17 protein-coding genes and 1 tRNA gene are annotated in these 16,111 nt (G+C 54.5%); 6 read left to right on the top strand and 12 right to left on the bottom strand.

Features of this window, described 5'->3' with window-relative positions; genetic code table 11:
* From nusA to infC, 9 genes are all read right to left on the bottom strand, one after another.
* Positions 1-1,401: a transcription termination factor NusA gene (gene nusA, locus LJE94_06030; GenBank protein MCG6909668.1), complete on the bottom strand. Its 1,401-nt coding sequence runs from the start codon at positions 1,399-1,401 to the stop codon at positions 1-3.
* On the bottom strand, positions 1,401-1,922 hold the full coding sequence (locus LJE94_06025; GenBank protein MCG6909667.1) for a ribosome maturation factor RimP: 522 nt from the start codon (positions 1,920-1,922) through the stop codon (positions 1,401-1,403). The genes nusA and LJE94_06025 overlap by 1 nt, the downstream gene beginning before the upstream one ends.
* Before the next feature lie 210 nt (positions 1,923-2,132).
* Positions 2,133-2,208 (bottom strand) — tRNA-Gly (locus LJE94_06020).
* Between the two features lie 88 nt (positions 2,209-2,296).
* A complete protein-coding gene (locus LJE94_06015; GenBank protein MCG6909666.1) occupies positions 2,297-2,629 on the bottom strand; it encodes a MerR family transcriptional regulator in 333 nt (110 codons plus the stop codon).
* A gap of 216 nt (positions 2,630-2,845) precedes the next feature.
* Complete coding sequence (pheT, locus tag LJE94_06010; protein MCG6909665.1) at positions 2,846-5,260, bottom strand: phenylalanine--tRNA ligase subunit beta; 2,415 nt, start codon at positions 5,258-5,260, stop codon at positions 2,846-2,848.
* Between the two features lie 72 nt (positions 5,261-5,332).
* Entirely contained in the window at positions 5,333-6,337 is a 1,005-nt protein-coding gene (gene pheS, locus LJE94_06005) for a phenylalanine--tRNA ligase subunit alpha (protein MCG6909664.1), read from the bottom strand.
* Between the two features lie 13 nt (positions 6,338-6,350).
* Positions 6,351-6,704 carry a 50S ribosomal protein L20 gene (rplT, locus tag LJE94_06000; protein MCG6909663.1) on the bottom strand — a complete coding sequence of 118 codons (354 nt, stop codon included), beginning with the start codon at positions 6,702-6,704 and terminating at the stop codon, positions 6,351-6,353.
* 40 nt (positions 6,705-6,744) lie between these two features.
* The gene (gene rpmI / locus LJE94_05995; protein ID MCG6909662.1) at positions 6,745-6,939 is read right to left on the bottom strand and encodes a 50S ribosomal protein L35; all 195 of its coding nucleotides are present in this window, start codon (positions 6,937-6,939) and stop codon (positions 6,745-6,747) included.
* Between the two features lie 177 nt (positions 6,940-7,116).
* Positions 7,117-7,593: a translation initiation factor IF-3 gene (gene infC / locus LJE94_05990; GenBank protein ID MCG6909661.1), complete on the bottom strand. Its 477-nt coding sequence runs from the start codon at positions 7,591-7,593 to the stop codon at positions 7,117-7,119.
* Here infC and LJE94_05985 point away from each other — a divergent pair.
* Positions 7,501-7,701 carry a hypothetical protein gene (locus tag LJE94_05985; GenBank protein ID MCG6909660.1) on the top strand — a complete coding sequence of 67 codons (201 nt, stop codon included), beginning with the start codon at positions 7,501-7,503 and terminating at the stop codon, positions 7,699-7,701. The two genes, infC and LJE94_05985, sit on opposite strands and share 93 nt — an antisense overlap.
* A 116-nt stretch (positions 7,702-7,817) precedes the next feature.
* Here LJE94_05985 and LJE94_05980 read toward each other — a convergent pair whose 3' ends face one another.
* Together LJE94_05980 and LJE94_05975 are read right to left on the bottom strand one after the other, a co-directional pair.
* Positions 7,818-8,318, bottom strand: coding sequence for a nucleoside deaminase (locus LJE94_05980; GenBank protein ID MCG6909659.1), 501 nt, complete (start codon positions 8,316-8,318; stop codon positions 7,818-7,820).
* 165 nt (positions 8,319-8,483) lie between these two features.
* A complete protein-coding gene (locus LJE94_05975; GenBank protein ID MCG6909658.1) occupies positions 8,484-9,041 on the bottom strand; it encodes a type I restriction enzyme HsdR N-terminal domain-containing protein in 558 nt (185 codons plus the stop codon).
* A gap of 394 nt (positions 9,042-9,435) precedes the next feature.
* Between LJE94_05975 and LJE94_05970 the strand changes: the two genes are divergently transcribed.
* Genes LJE94_05970 through LJE94_05960 form a run of 3 tightly spaced genes read left to right on the top strand, consistent with a single transcriptional unit; the run spans position 9,436 to position 11,918 of the window.
* A complete protein-coding gene (locus tag LJE94_05970) occupies positions 9,436-10,491 on the top strand; it encodes a deoxyguanosinetriphosphate triphosphohydrolase (protein ID MCG6909657.1) in 1,056 nt (351 codons plus the stop codon).
* Positions 10,492-11,091, top strand: coding sequence for a hypothetical protein (locus LJE94_05965; GenBank protein MCG6909656.1), 600 nt, complete (start codon positions 10,492-10,494; stop codon positions 11,089-11,091).
* Between the two features lie 44 nt (positions 11,092-11,135).
* On the top strand, positions 11,136-11,918 hold the full coding sequence (locus tag LJE94_05960; GenBank protein ID MCG6909655.1) for a YkgJ family cysteine cluster protein: 783 nt from the start codon (positions 11,136-11,138) through the stop codon (positions 11,916-11,918).
* Between the two features lie 88 nt (positions 11,919-12,006).
* Here LJE94_05960 and LJE94_05955 read toward each other — a convergent pair whose 3' ends face one another.
* Positions 12,007-12,816 (bottom strand): SDR family oxidoreductase, encoded by an 810-nt coding sequence (locus LJE94_05955; protein MCG6909654.1) that lies wholly within the window; start codon positions 12,814-12,816, stop codon positions 12,007-12,009.
* Positions 12,817-13,462: 646 nt separating this feature from the next.
* Between LJE94_05955 and aprB the strand changes: the two genes are divergently transcribed.
* Both aprB and aprA read left to right on the top strand, forming a co-directional pair.
* Complete coding sequence (gene aprB / locus LJE94_05950) at positions 13,463-13,900, top strand: adenylyl-sulfate reductase subunit beta (protein MCG6909653.1); 438 nt, start codon at positions 13,463-13,465, stop codon at positions 13,898-13,900.
* 72 nt (positions 13,901-13,972) lie between these two features.
* Positions 13,973-15,952, top strand: a complete 1,980-nt coding sequence (aprA, locus tag LJE94_05945; GenBank protein MCG6909652.1) for an adenylyl-sulfate reductase subunit alpha — start codon at positions 13,973-13,975, stop codon at positions 15,950-15,952.
* The last annotated feature ends 159 nt before the right edge of the window (positions 15,953-16,111 follow it).

Below are 16,111 nucleotides of genomic sequence, written 5' to 3'. Positions count from 1 at the left end.
TTAGTCATCCTTGGTTTCGGAATTCTCTTCCGCCAGTTCATCTTCGGATTCATGGATTCCGGTCACCGGTTCATCCGATCGCATGTCATCGGGGTCCGATGATTCATTCGAGTCCGGCCCATCCGCTTGCGCGTCCACCGGCTCGGCTTCATCCGCCGCCGCGGCACTCTCCAGGTGTAGGGTGGCGGCCTCGATCAGCTGCAGCGCCTTTTCGTTGCCGATGCCGCGAATGGTGGCGAGATCTTCAACACTGGCGCGGCTGAGTTCCTCCGCCGAGAAAAAGCCTTTTTCATATAGCGCGTCCGCCATGCTGATCCCGACGCCGGGAAGTTCGATCAGGGAGTCATAACCACTTTTCATGGCTTCGCTGTAGCGGGATTCACTGTTGACGTCGAGATGCCAGCCGGTCAATTTAGAAGCCAGCCTGACGTTTTGCCCCCGCTTTCCAATGGCGACGGAAAGAAATTCATCCGGTACGATAACCTCCATGGAGCGGTTTTCTTCGTCGATGATAACTCTCGAAATCTCGGCGGGTGCCAGCGCGTTGCACACAAACCTGGCCGCGTCCGCGTGCCATGGTATGATATCGATTTTTTCACCGCGCAGCTCCTGAACGACGTTTTGAACCCGGCTCCCTTTCATGCCCACACAGGCACCTACCGGGTCGATGTCGGAATCGTTGGACGATACGGCAAATTTTGCCCTGCTACCGGGTTCCCGGGCAGCCCCCATGATATCGACAATGCCTTCACTTATTTCCGGAACCTCCGTTTTGAACAAGTGCACAAGGAAATCCGGATGTGTGCGTGAAAGCAGTATCTGCGGCCCCCTCGTTTCGAGGAGGACATCCAGGATCAGCGCCCGGATGCGGTCGCCGCGACGGTAGGACTCCCTGGGGACCTGCTCTCTGACGGGAACGATGCCTTCGGTATGGCCGAGGTTGACGATAATGTCGCCCCGTTCGATCCGCTGGACGATGCCGTTGATGATTTCACCCTTGCGGTCGATAAAATTGGCATATACGGCATCCCTTTCGGCATCCTTCATTTTCTGGATGATGACCTGCTTCGCCGATTGCGCGGCTATCCGACCAAACGTCATGGCATCCATTTTCGTGCCCAAACTGTCGCCGATTTCACATTCCGGATCCAGCTCGCGACCCTCTTCCAGATTTATTTCAAGGTCGGGCTCGACAACCTCGGCAACGACCTCCTTGAACTGGAAGACTTCGATCTCTCCGGTTTCTTCAACATATTGAGCCTCGATGTCAACCTTGCTGCCGTACTTTTTCCTGGCAGCGGATCGTAATGCTTCTTCCAGTGCTTTGATAAGAATGCCACGATCAATGCCTTTGTCACGGCTGATCTGTTCAACAACGCGTTTTATGTCTGTAATCAACATCAGCTTTCTCCATTGTAATTGATAAGCCGCGCTCTGCTAATCGTATCGAATTGAATAGCGACGGTTTTACCATTGGTCATGATCTTGATCATGTCGTTTTCGACGCCTGCAAGGGTGCCTTTGAAATTTTTCCGGCCGTCAATGGGCTGCAATGTCTGAATTTTGGCGGCCTGGCCCTCGAAGCGTTGAAAGTCTTCCAGTTTCCCAACGGGGCGATCGTTCCCCGGAGAAGAGACTTCCAGATTGTAAGGATCATCGCTTTCAAGGCTGACATCCAGAATATCGCTGAGCTGGCGGCTTATATCGACACAGTCATCCAGGGTTACGCCACCCGGTTTGTCAATATACAGGCGCAGGATCCTTCCTGCCGGTTCCGCCTGGTATTCTGCGAAAACAAGCTCCATCCCTTCCGCGTGGCACAACGGTTCCGCCAGGGCTCTGGCTTTTGCCAGAAAGCGTTCCGTTTTCGCCGCGGGGAAGGGGACCGTTTTGCGGTCCTGTTTTTTCCTTCTTTTTTTCACTCGTTTACTGCAACTATCGCCAAGAGATTTCTTTTAAAAAAATAAAAAAACGGGCGAAAGCCCGTTTCTCTCATCTATGGCAACTCTTTAATGTAGACAGCAGATCTTCGTCAGTTCATGCAAACAACCATACGATAAAAAATTCAACGGCGCCCATAGATAAAAGCGCTTTCCCACCTGCCTTTCGATTCCCTGAAAGACGGGCTTTGGTGGAGCGGGCAACGAGATTCGAACTCGCGACACCAAGCTTGGGAAGCTTGTACTCTACCAACTGAGCTATGCCCGCTTGCCAGAAAGAGATATTTAAAACATAAATGGCGAACTGTCAACAGGTTTTCACTATTCTCGCGATAAATGATGAAAACGGGTTCGCATCAGTCGAGAAGCCGGCGGATGGAGGAGAGTTCCCGCAGAATGTCGTCAAAGGTCGGGGCCTGGGGGTGTTGCCGTGCGCGCCGGTTTTTCAAATAGTTTTTTGCCCCGGGAATGGTGTATTTTTTTTCGTACAGAAGGTGTTTGATTTCAAGGATGAGCTCGACGTCTTTTTTCCTGTAAAGGCGTTGCCCCGCAGAGGTTCGCTTGGGTTTGATGCGATGAAACTCGGATTCCCAGAACCTGAGCACGTGCGTCGGCAGCTCTAAGAGTGCCGCGACCTCTCCAATTTTGAAATAAAATTTGTCTGGAATGACGATGGGTGCGTTTTTCATTTTACCGCGCCTTCACACAGAAAGATCTTTGGATCTATCAACCCCAAAAAGGTATGGCACACCCCCCGACAAAGGGCAATCCTTACCAGCCCCGAAGCTCGAAGAAGTTAGGCCCTTCTATTCTCTGGACTGCAAGCAGTTGATTATATACGTATAATAATCCCCAAGTCAACAAGAGTCGCGCAACGGCGTATGATAATAATTGGGTAACCATTATTATTCGGGAAGCCCGGCGTCGAATTTTTGAATAACCTTGAAGGTGATCTCTTTGTGGAGCCGGTTGACCCGCTCGTCTTCCAGGGTTTCTGCATGGGATCTGTAGGTGATCCTGAAAGAGATGCTTTTTTTCCCTTCGGCAATGGGGTCCCCGGTGAACACATCGAAAACCAGCACATTTTCAACAAGGGTTTCATCCATTTCGCGGACGCATTCCAGGATGTTGCCGGCCTCGATATCCCGATCGATGATAATGGTGGCATCGCGGGATATTGCCGGGAATCGCGGGATGTCACGTGCCTGGATGAATGCGGGAATGGCTTCATAAAGCCGGGTCAGATCGAGTTCGAAAATATATGCGTTCTGTTTCAAATCGAAGACCTGCATTACGTCGGGCTGCAATTCCCCCACCAGGCCAACGTCCGCGTCTTCGTGCAAAATCCGGGCGGTGTGTCCGGGGCGCGTGTAGCGACACCGATCGTCCGGCATGGCGGTGTAGGCGATGTTGTCGACATTCAGGGCGTTCAGCAATCCTTCGACGATTCCCTTCATATCATAAAAATCAAACGGTTTTTCCGTCGCATTCCAGTGGGGCGGGCTCACCGGCCCCGACAGAATGGCGCCGAGCATCTCGGTTTCATCAGGCAGTGCGGCGGTTGCTTTCCGGATAAAGATTTTACCCACTTCGAAAAGCTTGATCCGCTTTATCTGACGGCTGATATTGCGGTGCATAGACCTGATCATGCCGGGTATGATGGAGGTGCGCATAACCGTCTGGTCTTCGGTCAGCGGGTTCAGGATTTCTACGAAATTTCGTCGGGAGTCTTCACGCGTCAGGTTCAGGCTGTCGCACATCCGGCTGTCCATGAAGCTGTAATTGATGGCCTCGGAGAAGCCGAAACCCGTCATGATGCGCTTGATGCGGTCCCTTTCCGTCAGGGCTTTCGACGGCCGGCGCGTCTCCGCAGGCACCAGTGGATGTGTGGCGGGGATGTTGTTGTAGCCGGTTAGCCGGGCAACCTCTTCGATGAGGTCGACGGTACGGGTGATGTCGACGCGAAAGGTCGGGGCGGTCACCGTGAGGTCCTTGCCGGGTCCGTTTTCAACCTTGAATTCGATCGATTTCAACTGGCGTTTGATCGCTTCACGATCGAGGTCGGTCCCCAAAAGACGGTTCGTTTCCGCTAGGGTCAGTACGATCGGTGCCGGTTGGGGGATAACCGCTTTGGCGTCGATAGCCCCGTCGACCAGGGTGGCGCCGGCCAGCTCCATCATCAGCTTTGCCGCCCGGTCCAGGGCCACCGGCGTCGTTTCCGGGTCGATGCCGCGTTCGAAGCGGTGGGATGCATCCGTGTTCAATCCCAGCGTCTTGGCTGTTTTACGGATGCTCGTCGGGTTGAAATAGGCACTCTCGATGAGGACCCTCGTGGTGGTGCTTTCGATTTCAGAGTTCAGGCCCCCCATGATGCCTGCCAGTCCCACCGGTTTTTCACCGTCGCATATCAACAGCATGCCTGCGGACAATTCGCGTTCCTTGCCATCGAGGGTGGTGAATTTTTCACCGGCCTCCGCCTTGCGCACGACGATGCGGTTTTCCGCCAGGCGGTCGAAATCGAAGGCATGCAGCGGTTGTCCGTACTCCATCAGGACGAAGTTGGTGATGTCGACGATATTGTTAATCGGCCGGAGGCCGACGGAAATCAGTCTGTTTTGCAGCCATTGGGGTGACGGGCCCACAATGATATTTTCCAGCAGGCGAGCCGTGTAGCGGGGGCAGTCGTCCGGCGCTTCAACCGTAACGGAGGTGTGGCGGTCGATCTCGTGCCCGGCATCGGCCAGCGTTACGGGTTCGACGCTGATTTTGCGGCCCTGAATGGCGGCGACCTCCCTGGCCGTGCCGATAATGCTGAGGCAATCGGGACGGTTGGGTGTGAGGTCGATTTCCAGCACCGGATCCGATAGGTTGAGGGCCACGGCCAGGTTCTCTCCCACGGGGAGGTCTTCATTCAGCACCATGAGGCCGGACGCATCCTCGCCAAGTGCGAGCTCGGTTTCGCTGCAAAGCATGCCTTCCGAGGCCTCACCCCGGATGATTCCCTGTTTCAGGACGGTGCCGTCGGGCAGCTGGGTTCCGGGCAGGGCTAAAGGGGCCAGCATGCCGTCGACCACATTGGGGGCTCCGCAGACGACCCTGCGGGTTTCGTTTTTCAGAGCAACGTCGCATACCTTGAGCCGATCCGCATTGGGATGGTCTTTGACGGCGGTGATGCGGCCGACAAACACGTTGTCGAGATAGGCGTACCGGTCGGCCACGCCCTCCACCTCCAACCCCACCATGGTCAGGTCGTGGGTCAACTCCTCCAGCGTCATGTCAACCGACACGAATGCCTTCAGCCAACTGAGACTCACTTTCATCTATACATTACCCCTTACCGGCTTAAGTGGCTCACGCGTCCTGCAGTGCGGCGGTATCTGTTTAACCCGGTGTTAAAATTGATTTAAGAAGCGGATGTCGTTTTCGAAAAATTTTCTGATGTCGTCGATGCCGAATTTCAGCATGGCAACGCGCTCCACACCCATGCCGAAGGCAAATCCGCTGTAAAGGTCGGGGTCGTAGCCCACATTTTCATATAGAGCGGGATGGACCATTCCCGAGCCGAGAATTTCAATCCATCCGGTGTGGGAGCAGACCCGGCACCCTTTGCCCCGGCACATGACGCAGAGGATGTCCACTTCGGCACTGGGCTCCGTAAAAGGAAAGAAGCTGGGACGGAATCGGAGGCTTGTTTGGTCATCGAACATCTGATGGACGAAGGCTGTCAGAATGCCTTTGAGGTCCCCGAAGGAGATGCCGCGATCCACGAGAAGCCCTTCGACCTGGTGAAACATGGGCGTGTGGGTCAGGTCGGAGTCGCAGCGGAACACCTTGCCGGGAACCACCACCCGTACGGGCGGCTGTGTTTTTTCCATGATGCGGATCTGCATGGGTGACGTGTGCGTCCTGAGAACGACATCCTCAGACACGAAAAAGGTGTCCTGCATATCTCTGGCCGGATGATCTTTGGGGAAGTTGAGCGCTTCGAAGTTGTAGTAGTCCGTCTCGACTTCCGGACCTTCTGCGATATCGAATCCCAGGCTGTTGAAGATGCTGCAGATTTGCTGGGATATCTGGGTGACCGGATGCAATGCACCGGCAAGCGAAGGGCTTCCCGGGAGCGATACGTCCAAACGGTCGACGCTGTCCGCCATCGCCGTTTCGATCCGTTTGCGCGCTTTTTCGATGGCTTGCTCCAGGGCCCCTTTGACCCGGTTGGCCTTTTTTCCGGCGGCGGGCCTTTCTTCCTTGGGGAGGCTGGCGATGTTTTTCAAAAAGCCGGTAATCACGCCTTTGCGGCCCAGGTACTGCACACCGAGGGTATTGACGGCTTCCACGGTTGCAGCCGCACCCAATTCGTCGAGGGCCCTTTTTTCGGTTTGATCTAAGCTATCCACGGTGAATCCGTTGTCAGGCGTTTTGAGCAGCAAGCTGGGCTATTTTCGCGAAGCCGGCCGGGTCCGAAACCGCCAGTTCGGCCAGAACCTTGCGGTCGAGTTCAATTTCGGCCCTTTTCAGGCCATGAATGAATTTGCTGTAAGAGATGTCGTTCATACGCGCCGCAGCATTGATCCGCGTGATCCACAGCCGCCTGAAATCGCGCTTTCTGGCCCGGCGGTCACGGTATGCATACATGAGCGCCTTGTCCACGGCGTCAGCCGCCGTCCTGAAAAGCTTGCTGCGACCGCCGCGAAACCCCTTGGCCAGCTTCAGCACTTTTTTACGGCGATGTCTCGCCTTGAATCCTCTTTTAACCCGCATGATATATTCCTCCTGAAAACGTTATTCGTTATACGACGGTTGGTTAGTTGGGCAGCAGCAGCCGCACTTCCTTCATGTCGGACTTCTTGACCAACTGCCCCTGCCTCAGGGCGCGTTTGCGTTTGGTGGTCTTTTTGGTCAGGATGTGGTTGGCATGTGATTTCGAGAAGGCGTATTTGCCCGATCCAGTTTTGCGGAACCGCTTGGCTGCAGCCCGATTGGTTTTAATTTTCGGCATGTTCAGTTCACTCCTTTTTAAAAAAATAGATGGCGTGAGCATCGCTACCGTGTGTCAGCCCACGCCAGAATTATTGTCATCAATGAGGTTGCAGACCGCTCGTTGAGCGCCGCAGCGCCTACCAGGTGCCTATCGCTTCAGTGGGGTGGTTCGTATAATAGATAATGTAAACAGGTTTTATTTGGGAGCCAGCACCATGGTCATGATTCTGCCCTCGAACTTGGGAGCCTGTTCCACGCTGGCAAATTCTTCGGCACTTTCGGCAATAAGCTGAAGCAGTTCCCGTCCCCTGTTGGACAAGGTTATTTCCCGTCCCCTGAAAATTACGGTGACCTTGACCTTGTCCTTTTTGTCGATGAACCGCTTGATATGGTTCAACTTGGTGTTCAGGTCGTGTTCTCCGGTTTTCGGGCGTATTTTGATCTCTTTCACCTGAAAAGTGCTTTGCTTCTTCTTCGCCTCCTGCTGTTTTTTTGTCTGCTCGTACTTGTACCGTCCGTAGTCCATGATTTTACAGACGGGGGGATTCGCGTTGGGCGAAACCTCCACGAGATCCAAACCGTGATCGCCGGCGATGGCAAGCGCTTTATACGTTGGAATAACGCCGATCTGTTCACCGTCGGGGTCGATGACCCTGACTTCCTTCGCTCTGATGTTCTTGTTGATATTGGTTCTGTCAGAACGTTGCGGCCTGTTTGTTCGTCTTGGGAAAACTATACTTTCACCTCCCTAACCGGGCTGACCGGAAATGGCGCGTATTGATGATCCAACTCCAGATGTTTCTGCATTCATTGAAAAAACAACCAACAATTTTTCGATAGTCGCTTATACAACAACCTTAGGAAATGCAAGAAAAAAATGCAATAAAAATAATTTCTCTACTGGGCCAGGGTGTATTCGGCCAGCAGGCTGCCCCGCCAATAGGTGTTATCTGTATTCGAGAAAAACGTTTTGAAAAGGTCGAGGCTTTCATTTCTCAATATATTGGAAACAATAGAAATATTTTTGTTGCTGTAAATCCGGGGCATGGCGTCCAGCGGACAGCGGGTACCGCCTCCCATCACATCTTCATAGGCATAGACAATCCGTTCGATGCCGTTGATCAGAATAGCGCCGAAACACATGAGGCACGGCTCCATGGTGCTGTAAATGGTCATTGTGCATGGATCCGGCGCACCCTTCAGGCCATCGACCTGCCGCAGAGCCACGATTTCCGCGTGGTCCAGTTCATTGGCCGATGGGCCGGCGGTTCCGCTGCGGGAGCCTTTGGCAATGATGCGGCCGTCGCTGACCACCACGCAGCCGACAGGAAATTCACCGGATAATAATGCTTTTTCAGCCTCTTTCAAGGCCGCTTGCATGAAAAATTCGTGCTGCATACGCCCTTCATTCCCGGCCGGCGCTACCGGCATTGGATGCAAAGGAACTGTTTAGAATGAAAACCTATATGGCAAATTTAGAAAGATCATTTCCGCCGGCACGCCAATTAATGGCGTATATACAAAATAACCGGTTGACGGCCAACCATCTTTTTCGATTGCCCGTCAACCGGTTATTTTGCAGATCGTGTCGTCACAGGGGCAACTGCCGTCCACCTCGAAGGCGTAAGCGATTCGGGATTCCTTTTCGGCCCTTGCAGGGTGGACCGGGGTGAAATGCACCCCTTCCACGCGTTGCAGCAGCGCGGCTCTGTCGGGGATGCCATCGAACCCCCGGGCCGTTATTTTACCGGTGTGGCCGTCGAGCACATCGGTCTCCACACCATTGGTCACGACCACAACGGGGATCTGATAGGCAACCAGCAGGCGGGAAGCCGCCAGGGCCGGACGGTGGCGCGTCACCAGCGACCCCGGTCCGTATTTGATCAGCATGCAGCATGTTTCGTCGAGATATATGCCGAAATCGACCGGAATAACGGCGCATTTTTCCCCGGCCTTTATTTTCAACGGCAGCCGCGGCTTGATCTCTCTCCGGGAGAACCCCTTCTCATTCACCAGCAGGGCGGCGATTTTCTGCCGATACCGTTCATCGTGGGTGTCCTGAAGGGTTTCACCGGTGATGGTGTCGCTGAGTTCACCCAGTATCAAATGGTGTCCCTTCATCTTCGGCGCTCCTGTCGGTTTAAAACGCGGTCACGCTCCGGTTAGGGATACCCGGCTGCGGTATTGGGTGCGTTTCTTTTTGCTTTTTGCCGCTCAAGGCTTTATGACTCTTCATCAGACGCATGGAAAAATGCCTTTTCGCGGCTGTTTTTGATTTTGATCATGCGTAGCGTTTGAAACGCTTGACCTAAGCTGATGTATTTATGTTAATGTTTCCAGGTGCCGTTGTAAACCTCAAGGGGACACAAACAACATGGTAATTATTAATTGATGGTTTGTTTTTAATTTCAGTATGGTGAAGCACCACGTCGACCCGCCGGAATGACGGGATTTTCGCTTGCCTTCGAAAAACGGTGTGGGGCTTTTGCCGGAGATGCATGCCATGCCAGACGGAATGTCCATTCGGGAAAATTTTGAAAAGCGGGAAAAAAATTTTATGTCCCCTTTCGGGTGCCAGAGCGCCAATTCAAGGGGGCGGGAATCGACCGAGGCCGCCTGCCCCATCAGGACCGCCTTCCAGGTGGACCGGGACCGCATCGTCTATTCCAATGCGTTCAGGCGGCTGAAACACAAAACCCAGGTCTTTCTGCGGCCTTTGGGGGACGAGTACCGGACCCGGTTGACCCATACGCTGGAGGTTGCGCAGATAGCCAGGACCATCGCCCGCGCCATGTTTTTGAACGAAGACCTGGCCGAGGCGATTGCCCTGGGGCATGACATCGGGCACACGCCTTTCGGGCACGGCGGCGAAACGGTGCTGAAGGAAATATTTTCACCCGGCTATTCTCACCACTCCCAGAGCCTGAGGGTAGTCGAGGTGTTGGAAAACGACGGCAACGGCCTCAACCTCACCTGGGAGGTTCGCGACGGGATTTTAAAACACTCCAAAGGGTATGGAAAAATTATCCCCGACGACCCGGAGGAGCTGCCCGGCACCATCGAAGGCCGGGTGGTCCGGGTTGCCGACATTATGGCTTATCTCAACCATGATCTGGACGATGCCATCCGCAGCGGGGTGGTGGCCGCTGCGCAGGTACCCGAGGCGTGTGTGCGAATTCTGGGAGGCACGCACTGGGAGCGGGCCGCCACCATGATCAACGATCTTGTTTTTTCGAGCAGGGTCGAGGGCAACGAACTGGTGCTCGGCATGAGCGACGAAGTGTTCGGCGCCATGACGATTCTGCGGCAGTTTCTGTACGAGAACGTGTACCGATCGCCGCTCGTGCACAATGAATTTATCAAGGCCAAGAAAATTCTTTCGGAACTGTACGCCTACTTTCTCGACCATGACGACATGCTGGAAAGCGAGCTCGCCGCGATGGAAATGGGCGGCATCTACCGCAATGGGGGCACCCGCGAAAGAGTCGTTTGCGATTTCATTGCCAGCATGACCGACCGCTATGCCATGGCACTTTACGAACGTCTGTTTTTTCCCATGCCGCAGGTTTGAATGCGTGCCGCCATCGACAGAATAAGAGAGGACCCCGACAGACTGTCGACCTGGTTAGACCGGCTGTTTTTGGTTTTCAAGGCCATGGATGCAGGCTATGCGGAGGCAGCCGAACGCTGCGGTTTCGTGTGCCGGGGGTGTGAAGAAAACTGCTGCAGGACGCGTTTTCACCATCACACCTTTCTCGAGTACCTGTCGATCTACAGGGGGGTTATGGAACTGACGGCCCGGGAAAAGGAAGTCGTGAAAAAAAAGGCCGGCGAAAACCGCAGGAAATATGCGGCGGCGGACGCCGCGGGCAGCCCGGTGACGGTGTGGTGCCCCCTGAATGGGGATGGGCGTTGCGTTGTTTATGCGTACCGTCCCATGATTTGCCGCCTGCATGGTATACCGCACGAACTGCACCATCCCGGGGGAAAAATCGTGCGGGGGGCCGGCTGTGCTTCCTTTGAGGTGCAGAGGCAATGCGGTGTCGAATTTTCCCTGGACCGCACGCCATTTTACAAGGCGATGGCCCATCTGGAGAAGGCGTTTCGGGTGACCGCCGGCGTAAATGGCGGTTTGAAGCTGACGATTGCCGAAATGATCGGGACGTTCTAATGACCCATGCTGGGAAGGGGTGAAACGTCAGTTTGACAATTATTATGAAATCAATTACCACCGACGATCTCGAAAGTCTGCCCGGGCGATTCATCAAAGCGGGAGACACATTTAAATTCCGCTGCCATCCTGATATCTCCTGTTTCAATCGATGCTGCCGAAACCTCAATCTGTTTCTCTATCCCTACGATGTGCTGCGGTTGAAAACCGCCCTGGGAGTGACCTCGGACGCGTTTATCGACCGCTACGTGGATGTGGTGCTGCGGGAGGGGAGTTTTTTTCCGGACATCTTGTTGAGGATGGCGGACAATGCGGAAAAAACCTGCCCCTGGCTGTCGGAAGCGGGGTGTCGGGTCTACGCGGATCGTCCGGACTCATGCCGCACGTTTCCGGTGGAACAGGGGTTGTATCGGGGGGCGGATCCTGGAGAGAGCCGGCTGGTCTGCTTTTTCCGTCCGCCCGATTTCTGCATGGGGCAGCACGAGGATCGGTCCTGGACCGCCGCGACATGGGCTGCCGACCAGGAAGCCGAACGGTACAACAAGATGACCCTCGAGTGGTCACGGATCAAGGCCCTTTTTCAGCGGGACCCCTGGGGGCGCGAAGGCCCCGAAGGGGCCAGGGCCAAAATGGCTTTCATGGCGACGTACAACATCGACCGTTTCCGCGAGTTCGTGTGGGGAAGCAGCTTCCTCAAACGCTACAGGGTCAAGACCGCCCTTTTGAAAAGGATAAAATCCGATGACCTGGAGTTGCTGAAATTCGGTTTTGACTGGGTCAAACTGTTTGTGTGGGGGATTACGTCGAAGAAGATCCGACCGCGGTGACGATCGTTCGGTGGTTGTCTGCTTTTCCACGGCGTGTCGCAGGGTAACCATCTGCCACCCGCTACCAGCCACAAGCCATAAGCCGGCATCAGAGGATGCCCTCCGGCATGGGCAGAATCTTCTCCCCTCCAAGAACGTATCCGCCGTCGAGACGCAATACGGTTCCGGTCATGTACGGGGCGCCGTTGATTAGAAAATCGACCGCTTTGACGATATCGGAAATCCTACCGGTGCGGCCAAGCAGGGTGTGCTCCACCAACGCGGCCTTCTGCTTTTCAGACAGCAGCCCCCAGCCGCGGGTGCCTTCCGCATGCCTGGTCTCGAAAAGGCCCAGCATGATTTCATTGACGCGGACATCGGGGGCGCCCAGTCGCGCCCAGGTTTCCGTCAGCATCGAGATGCCGCGGTTGGCGGCCGCGTAGCCGTCGTTGAACACCAGGCTGGCCGGTCCGCTTCTTCCCACGATGCCCGCGATGGATGAGATGTTGATCACGGCGCCTTCGCCGGATGCCCTGAGGTGCGGGAGGGCGGCTGAAAACAGCCACTGCTTGGCGCGCAGGGTGGTCGCCTGTTCGAGATCCCACTGGTCCTCGGTGTACGCTCCGTGCACGATGGGCCACCCGCCGCGTTCGATGTTGTTGATGAGAATGTCTATGCGCCCAAAACGCTCGAGGACCCGCTCGATGACGCTGGGTATGCCATCGGTCTCCCGCAGGTCGGCCCGGATGATCAGGTGATCGGCGTTGGTTTCCCGAAAGGCCGCCTGCATCTTTGCAAGGCTTTCTTCCCAATCGTAATAGGTCAGAGCGACGTCCATGCCCTGGCGGGCGAGGGCAAGCCCGACGCCCATTCCAATGCCCTTGACGGCTCCGAGCACCAGCGCGACTTTACGGCTCACAGGGTTCCACCTAACAACCGTTCGACATATCCGTGCCCGAGGCGCAGCAGGGAGACGTTTTGATGGCGGTCAAACCGGAAGGCTTGGTCGAGATCCAAGGGTGTGAATTCGTTTTCCATGACCCCTGTTGAAGCCGGATTGCCGGCGAAAGTCAACAGAAAGATGGGCGGTTGAGAGAAACGATCCTGCGAAGGGAACATTTCGACCGGCGACTACAATATATGGTGAAAAATACAAAAAAAAATCAACATATTGAGCCTGTCAGGACCGGGAGGCCTCAAAACGGGATATTTGAAATTTCAAGGCCCAAAAGTTCTTGACAAGCCCAATGCTGAATGATATTGATTCTATCTTGGATTGCTTATATCCTGCTGATTTTTAAAGAAAAACTAGTTTTTTTCAAAAATCGGCGAATGATTTTCGTCACCGTTGAAAACGGCGTTCAAATCTATAATATTTCAGTGCAAACAGATCGGAAAATATTATAGCCAAACTAGGAGGGAAGATAAAAAATTGGCCAAAATATCACGATTTTGGACTAGAAGGGAGGTGTGACGGCTAAGAGTTGTTTCCATATTTGAGGAAAAAGTTAACGTAAATTGAATAGTGAGATTTTTTACAAAAAAAAACTCAGGAGGTATTGTAAATGCCAAGTTTTGTAATTCAGGAAAAATGTGACGGCTGCAAGGGCGGGGACAAAACGGCTTGTATGTACATTTGTCCCAACGACCTGATGGTTCTCGAGCCCAACGAAATGAAAGCTTACAACCAGGAGCCGGATCAGTGCTGGGAATGTTTTTCATGTGTGAAAATTTGCCCCACCCAGGCTATCGAAGTTCGCGGGTACTCGGATTTCGTACCGCTGGGAAGCAGCGTAATGCCAATGCTCGGTACCGAAGACGTTATGTGGACCTGCAAGTTCAGAAACGGGACCATCAAACGCTTCAAGTTCCCCATCCGGACAACTGCTGAAGGTGCTGCCAACGAATATGCCGACCTCAAAGGTCAGGACATCGAGAGCGGCCTGCTGTCAACGGAAGAGGCGGACGGTTACACCATCCCGACACCTCAGGCGACCGTCTAGTCGGGGTTTTTTTCGGAACATTCAGTAAATCAGAATCAACACAGATAGATAACCGTTTAAGGAGGATAGAATATGGCATTACCGAATAAACCCAAAGGCGAACTCAAGGCCGTTAGGGATCCTGAAGTCGAAGAACGTGAAGTTGACGTTTTGATCGTCGGCGGCGGCATGGCTGCCTGCGGATCTGCATTTGAGGTAAAGAAATGGCTCGGCGACGACCAGACTGTTCTGCTGTGCGACAAGGCCGCCATGGAAAGAAGTGGCGCCGTGGCTCAGGGTCTGTCCGCCATCAACACCTATATCGGCGACAACACCCCCGATGACTATGTCCGTATGGTCCGCAACGACCTGATGGGCATCGTCCGCGAAGACCTGATTTTCGATCTGGGTTGCCACGTGGACGATTCCGTTCACCTGTTCGAGGAGTGGGGACTTCCGGTTTGGAAGAAAGACGACGAGGGGAAAAACCTGGACGGCAAGAAAGGCCAGAAGATGGGTACGCTGAAATCAGGCGCCACCCCGGTACGCACCGGTAAATGGCAGATCATGATCAACGGCGAATCCTATAAAAGAATCGTGGCTGAAGCTGCCAAGAAAGCCATCGGCGAAGACAACGTCATCGAGCGTTGCTTCATCGTCGAGCTGCTGCTGGACGCCAACAAAGAAAACACGATTGCCGGCGCCGTCGGTTTCTCCGTTCGTGAAAACAAGGTCTACATCATCAAGTGTAAGTCCATGATGGTTGCCTGCGGCGGTGCGGTAAACATTTACCAGCCCCGTTCCGTCGGCGAAGGCAAGGGCCGTGCCTGGTATCCCGTATGGAATGCCGGTTCAACCTACACCATGTGCATGAAGGTCGGTGCCGAACTCTCCATGATGGAAAACCGCTTCACCCCGGCCCGTTTTAAAGACGGTTACGGTCCTGTGGGCGCATGGTTCCTGCTCTTCAAGGCCAAAACCCTCAACGGTCTGGGCGAAGCCTTTGCCGGCAGCGACGCCGCCAAAGCCGAGCTGGAAAAATACGCTCCCTACGGGACGGCCGCCATCACCCCGACCTGTCTGCGTAACCACCTGATGCTGTTCGAGATGAAAGAGGGCCGCGGTCCGATCCTCATGGACACGGTTAGCGCTCTGGCAGCGCTTGGTGAAACCATGGACAAGAAAGAGCTCAAGCATCTCGAGTCGGAAGCCTGGGAAGACTTCCTTGACATGACTTGCGGCCAGGCCAACCTGTGGTGTGCGACCGACACCGAGCCTGAAAAGAAAAACTCCGAAGTCATGCCCACCGAACCGTATCTGCTCGGGTCTCACTCCGGATGCTGCGGCCTCTGGACCTCCGGTCCGGACCTTGACTGGATACCGGATGCTTACAAGATCAAGGCCGACAACGGCAAGGTTTACAACCGCATGACCACGGTCAACGGCCTCTTCACCGCCGGTGACGGCGTGGGCTGCTCCGGCCACAAGTTCTCCTCCGGATCACATGCCGAGGGCCGCATGGCCATCAAGCAGGCTGTCCGTTTTGCCAAGGACCATGCTGATTTCACTCCCGCTCTGGCCAGGTCCAACGAGGAACTGGTCGATCTGGTTTACAAACCGGTCAGGACCTACCTGGACAACTGCGCTTACACCACCATGGAAGACGTCAACCCGGCCTACGTGAAACCGGCCGGCATGGCGCTGCGCCTCATGAAGGCAACCAACGAGTACGGCGGTGGAACGGCCACCTACTACATGACCACCAGCAAGAACCTGGAGATCGTCATGGAGCTGCTGCAGGTCATGCGCGAAGACTGCGAAAAGCTGGCGGCCGGCGACCTGCATGAGCTTATGCGATGCTGGGAGATCGAGCACCGCATCTGGACGGTCGAGGCTCACCTGCGCCACATCCAGTTCCGTAAAGAAACCCGCTACCCCGGTTTCTACTATCAGGCCGACTATCCCGGCCAGGATGACGAGAACTGGTTCGCCTTCGTCAACTCCAAATATGATCCGAAAGCAGGGGAATGGGATGTCTTCAAGAGAGACTACATTCAGATCATTCCGGATTAATCAACAGTCGACGATGTTCTAGTCGATGCAATATACCTCCAGGTGTCGCAAGACGCCTGGAGGTTTTTATTAACATGGCATCCATACTTTCCGGGCTATATCCAACAGGTCTGGAGCGTGAAGCTCTCGGTTGGAGTATGCCGCATATTCCAGGCAAGT

Source organism: Deltaproteobacteria bacterium (assembly GCA_022340465.1).
In the GTDB taxonomy this organism is placed as follows: Bacteria; Desulfobacterota; Desulfobacteria; order Desulfobacterales; family B30-G6; genus JAJDNW01.
The sequence above is the reverse complement of the archived record's forward strand: the minus strand, read 5'-3'. Positions and strand labels throughout refer to the sequence as shown.

What these genes read in the sequence shown, in the direction of transcription:
- aprB (MCG6909653.1), top strand. Translation starts at nt 13,463, where the DNA reads ATGCCAAGTTTTGTAATTCAGGAAAAATGTGACGGCTGCAAGGGCGGG.
- LJE94_05975 (MCG6909658.1), bottom strand. Translation starts at nt 9,041, where the DNA reads ATGAAGGGACACCATTTGATACTGGGTGAACTCAGCGACACCATCACC.
- LJE94_05980 (MCG6909659.1), bottom strand. Translation starts at nt 8,318, where the DNA reads ATGCAGCACGAATTTTTCATGCAAGCGGCCTTGAAAGAGGCTGAAAAA.
- nusA (MCG6909668.1), bottom strand. Translation starts at nt 1,401, where the DNA reads ATGTTGATTACAGACATAAAACGCGTTGTTGAACAGATCAGCCGTGAC.
- LJE94_05965 (MCG6909656.1), top strand. Translation starts at nt 10,492, where the DNA reads ATGCGTGCCGCCATCGACAGAATAAGAGAGGACCCCGACAGACTGTCG.
- LJE94_05970 (MCG6909657.1), top strand. Translation starts at nt 9,436, where the DNA reads ATGTCCATTCGGGAAAATTTTGAAAAGCGGGAAAAAAATTTTATGTCC.
- LJE94_06015 (MCG6909666.1), bottom strand. Translation starts at nt 2,629, where the DNA reads ATGAAAAACGCACCCATCGTCATTCCAGACAAATTTTATTTCAAAATT.
- rpmI (MCG6909662.1), bottom strand. Translation starts at nt 6,939, where the DNA reads ATGCCGAAAATTAAAACCAATCGGGCTGCAGCCAAGCGGTTCCGCAAA.
- aprA (MCG6909652.1), top strand. Translation starts at nt 13,973, where the DNA reads ATGGCATTACCGAATAAACCCAAAGGCGAACTCAAGGCCGTTAGGGAT.
- LJE94_05960 (MCG6909655.1), top strand. Translation starts at nt 11,136, where the DNA reads ATGAAATCAATTACCACCGACGATCTCGAAAGTCTGCCCGGGCGATTC.
- pheT (MCG6909665.1), bottom strand. Translation starts at nt 5,260, where the DNA reads ATGAAAGTGAGTCTCAGTTGGCTGAAGGCATTCGTGTCGGTTGACATG.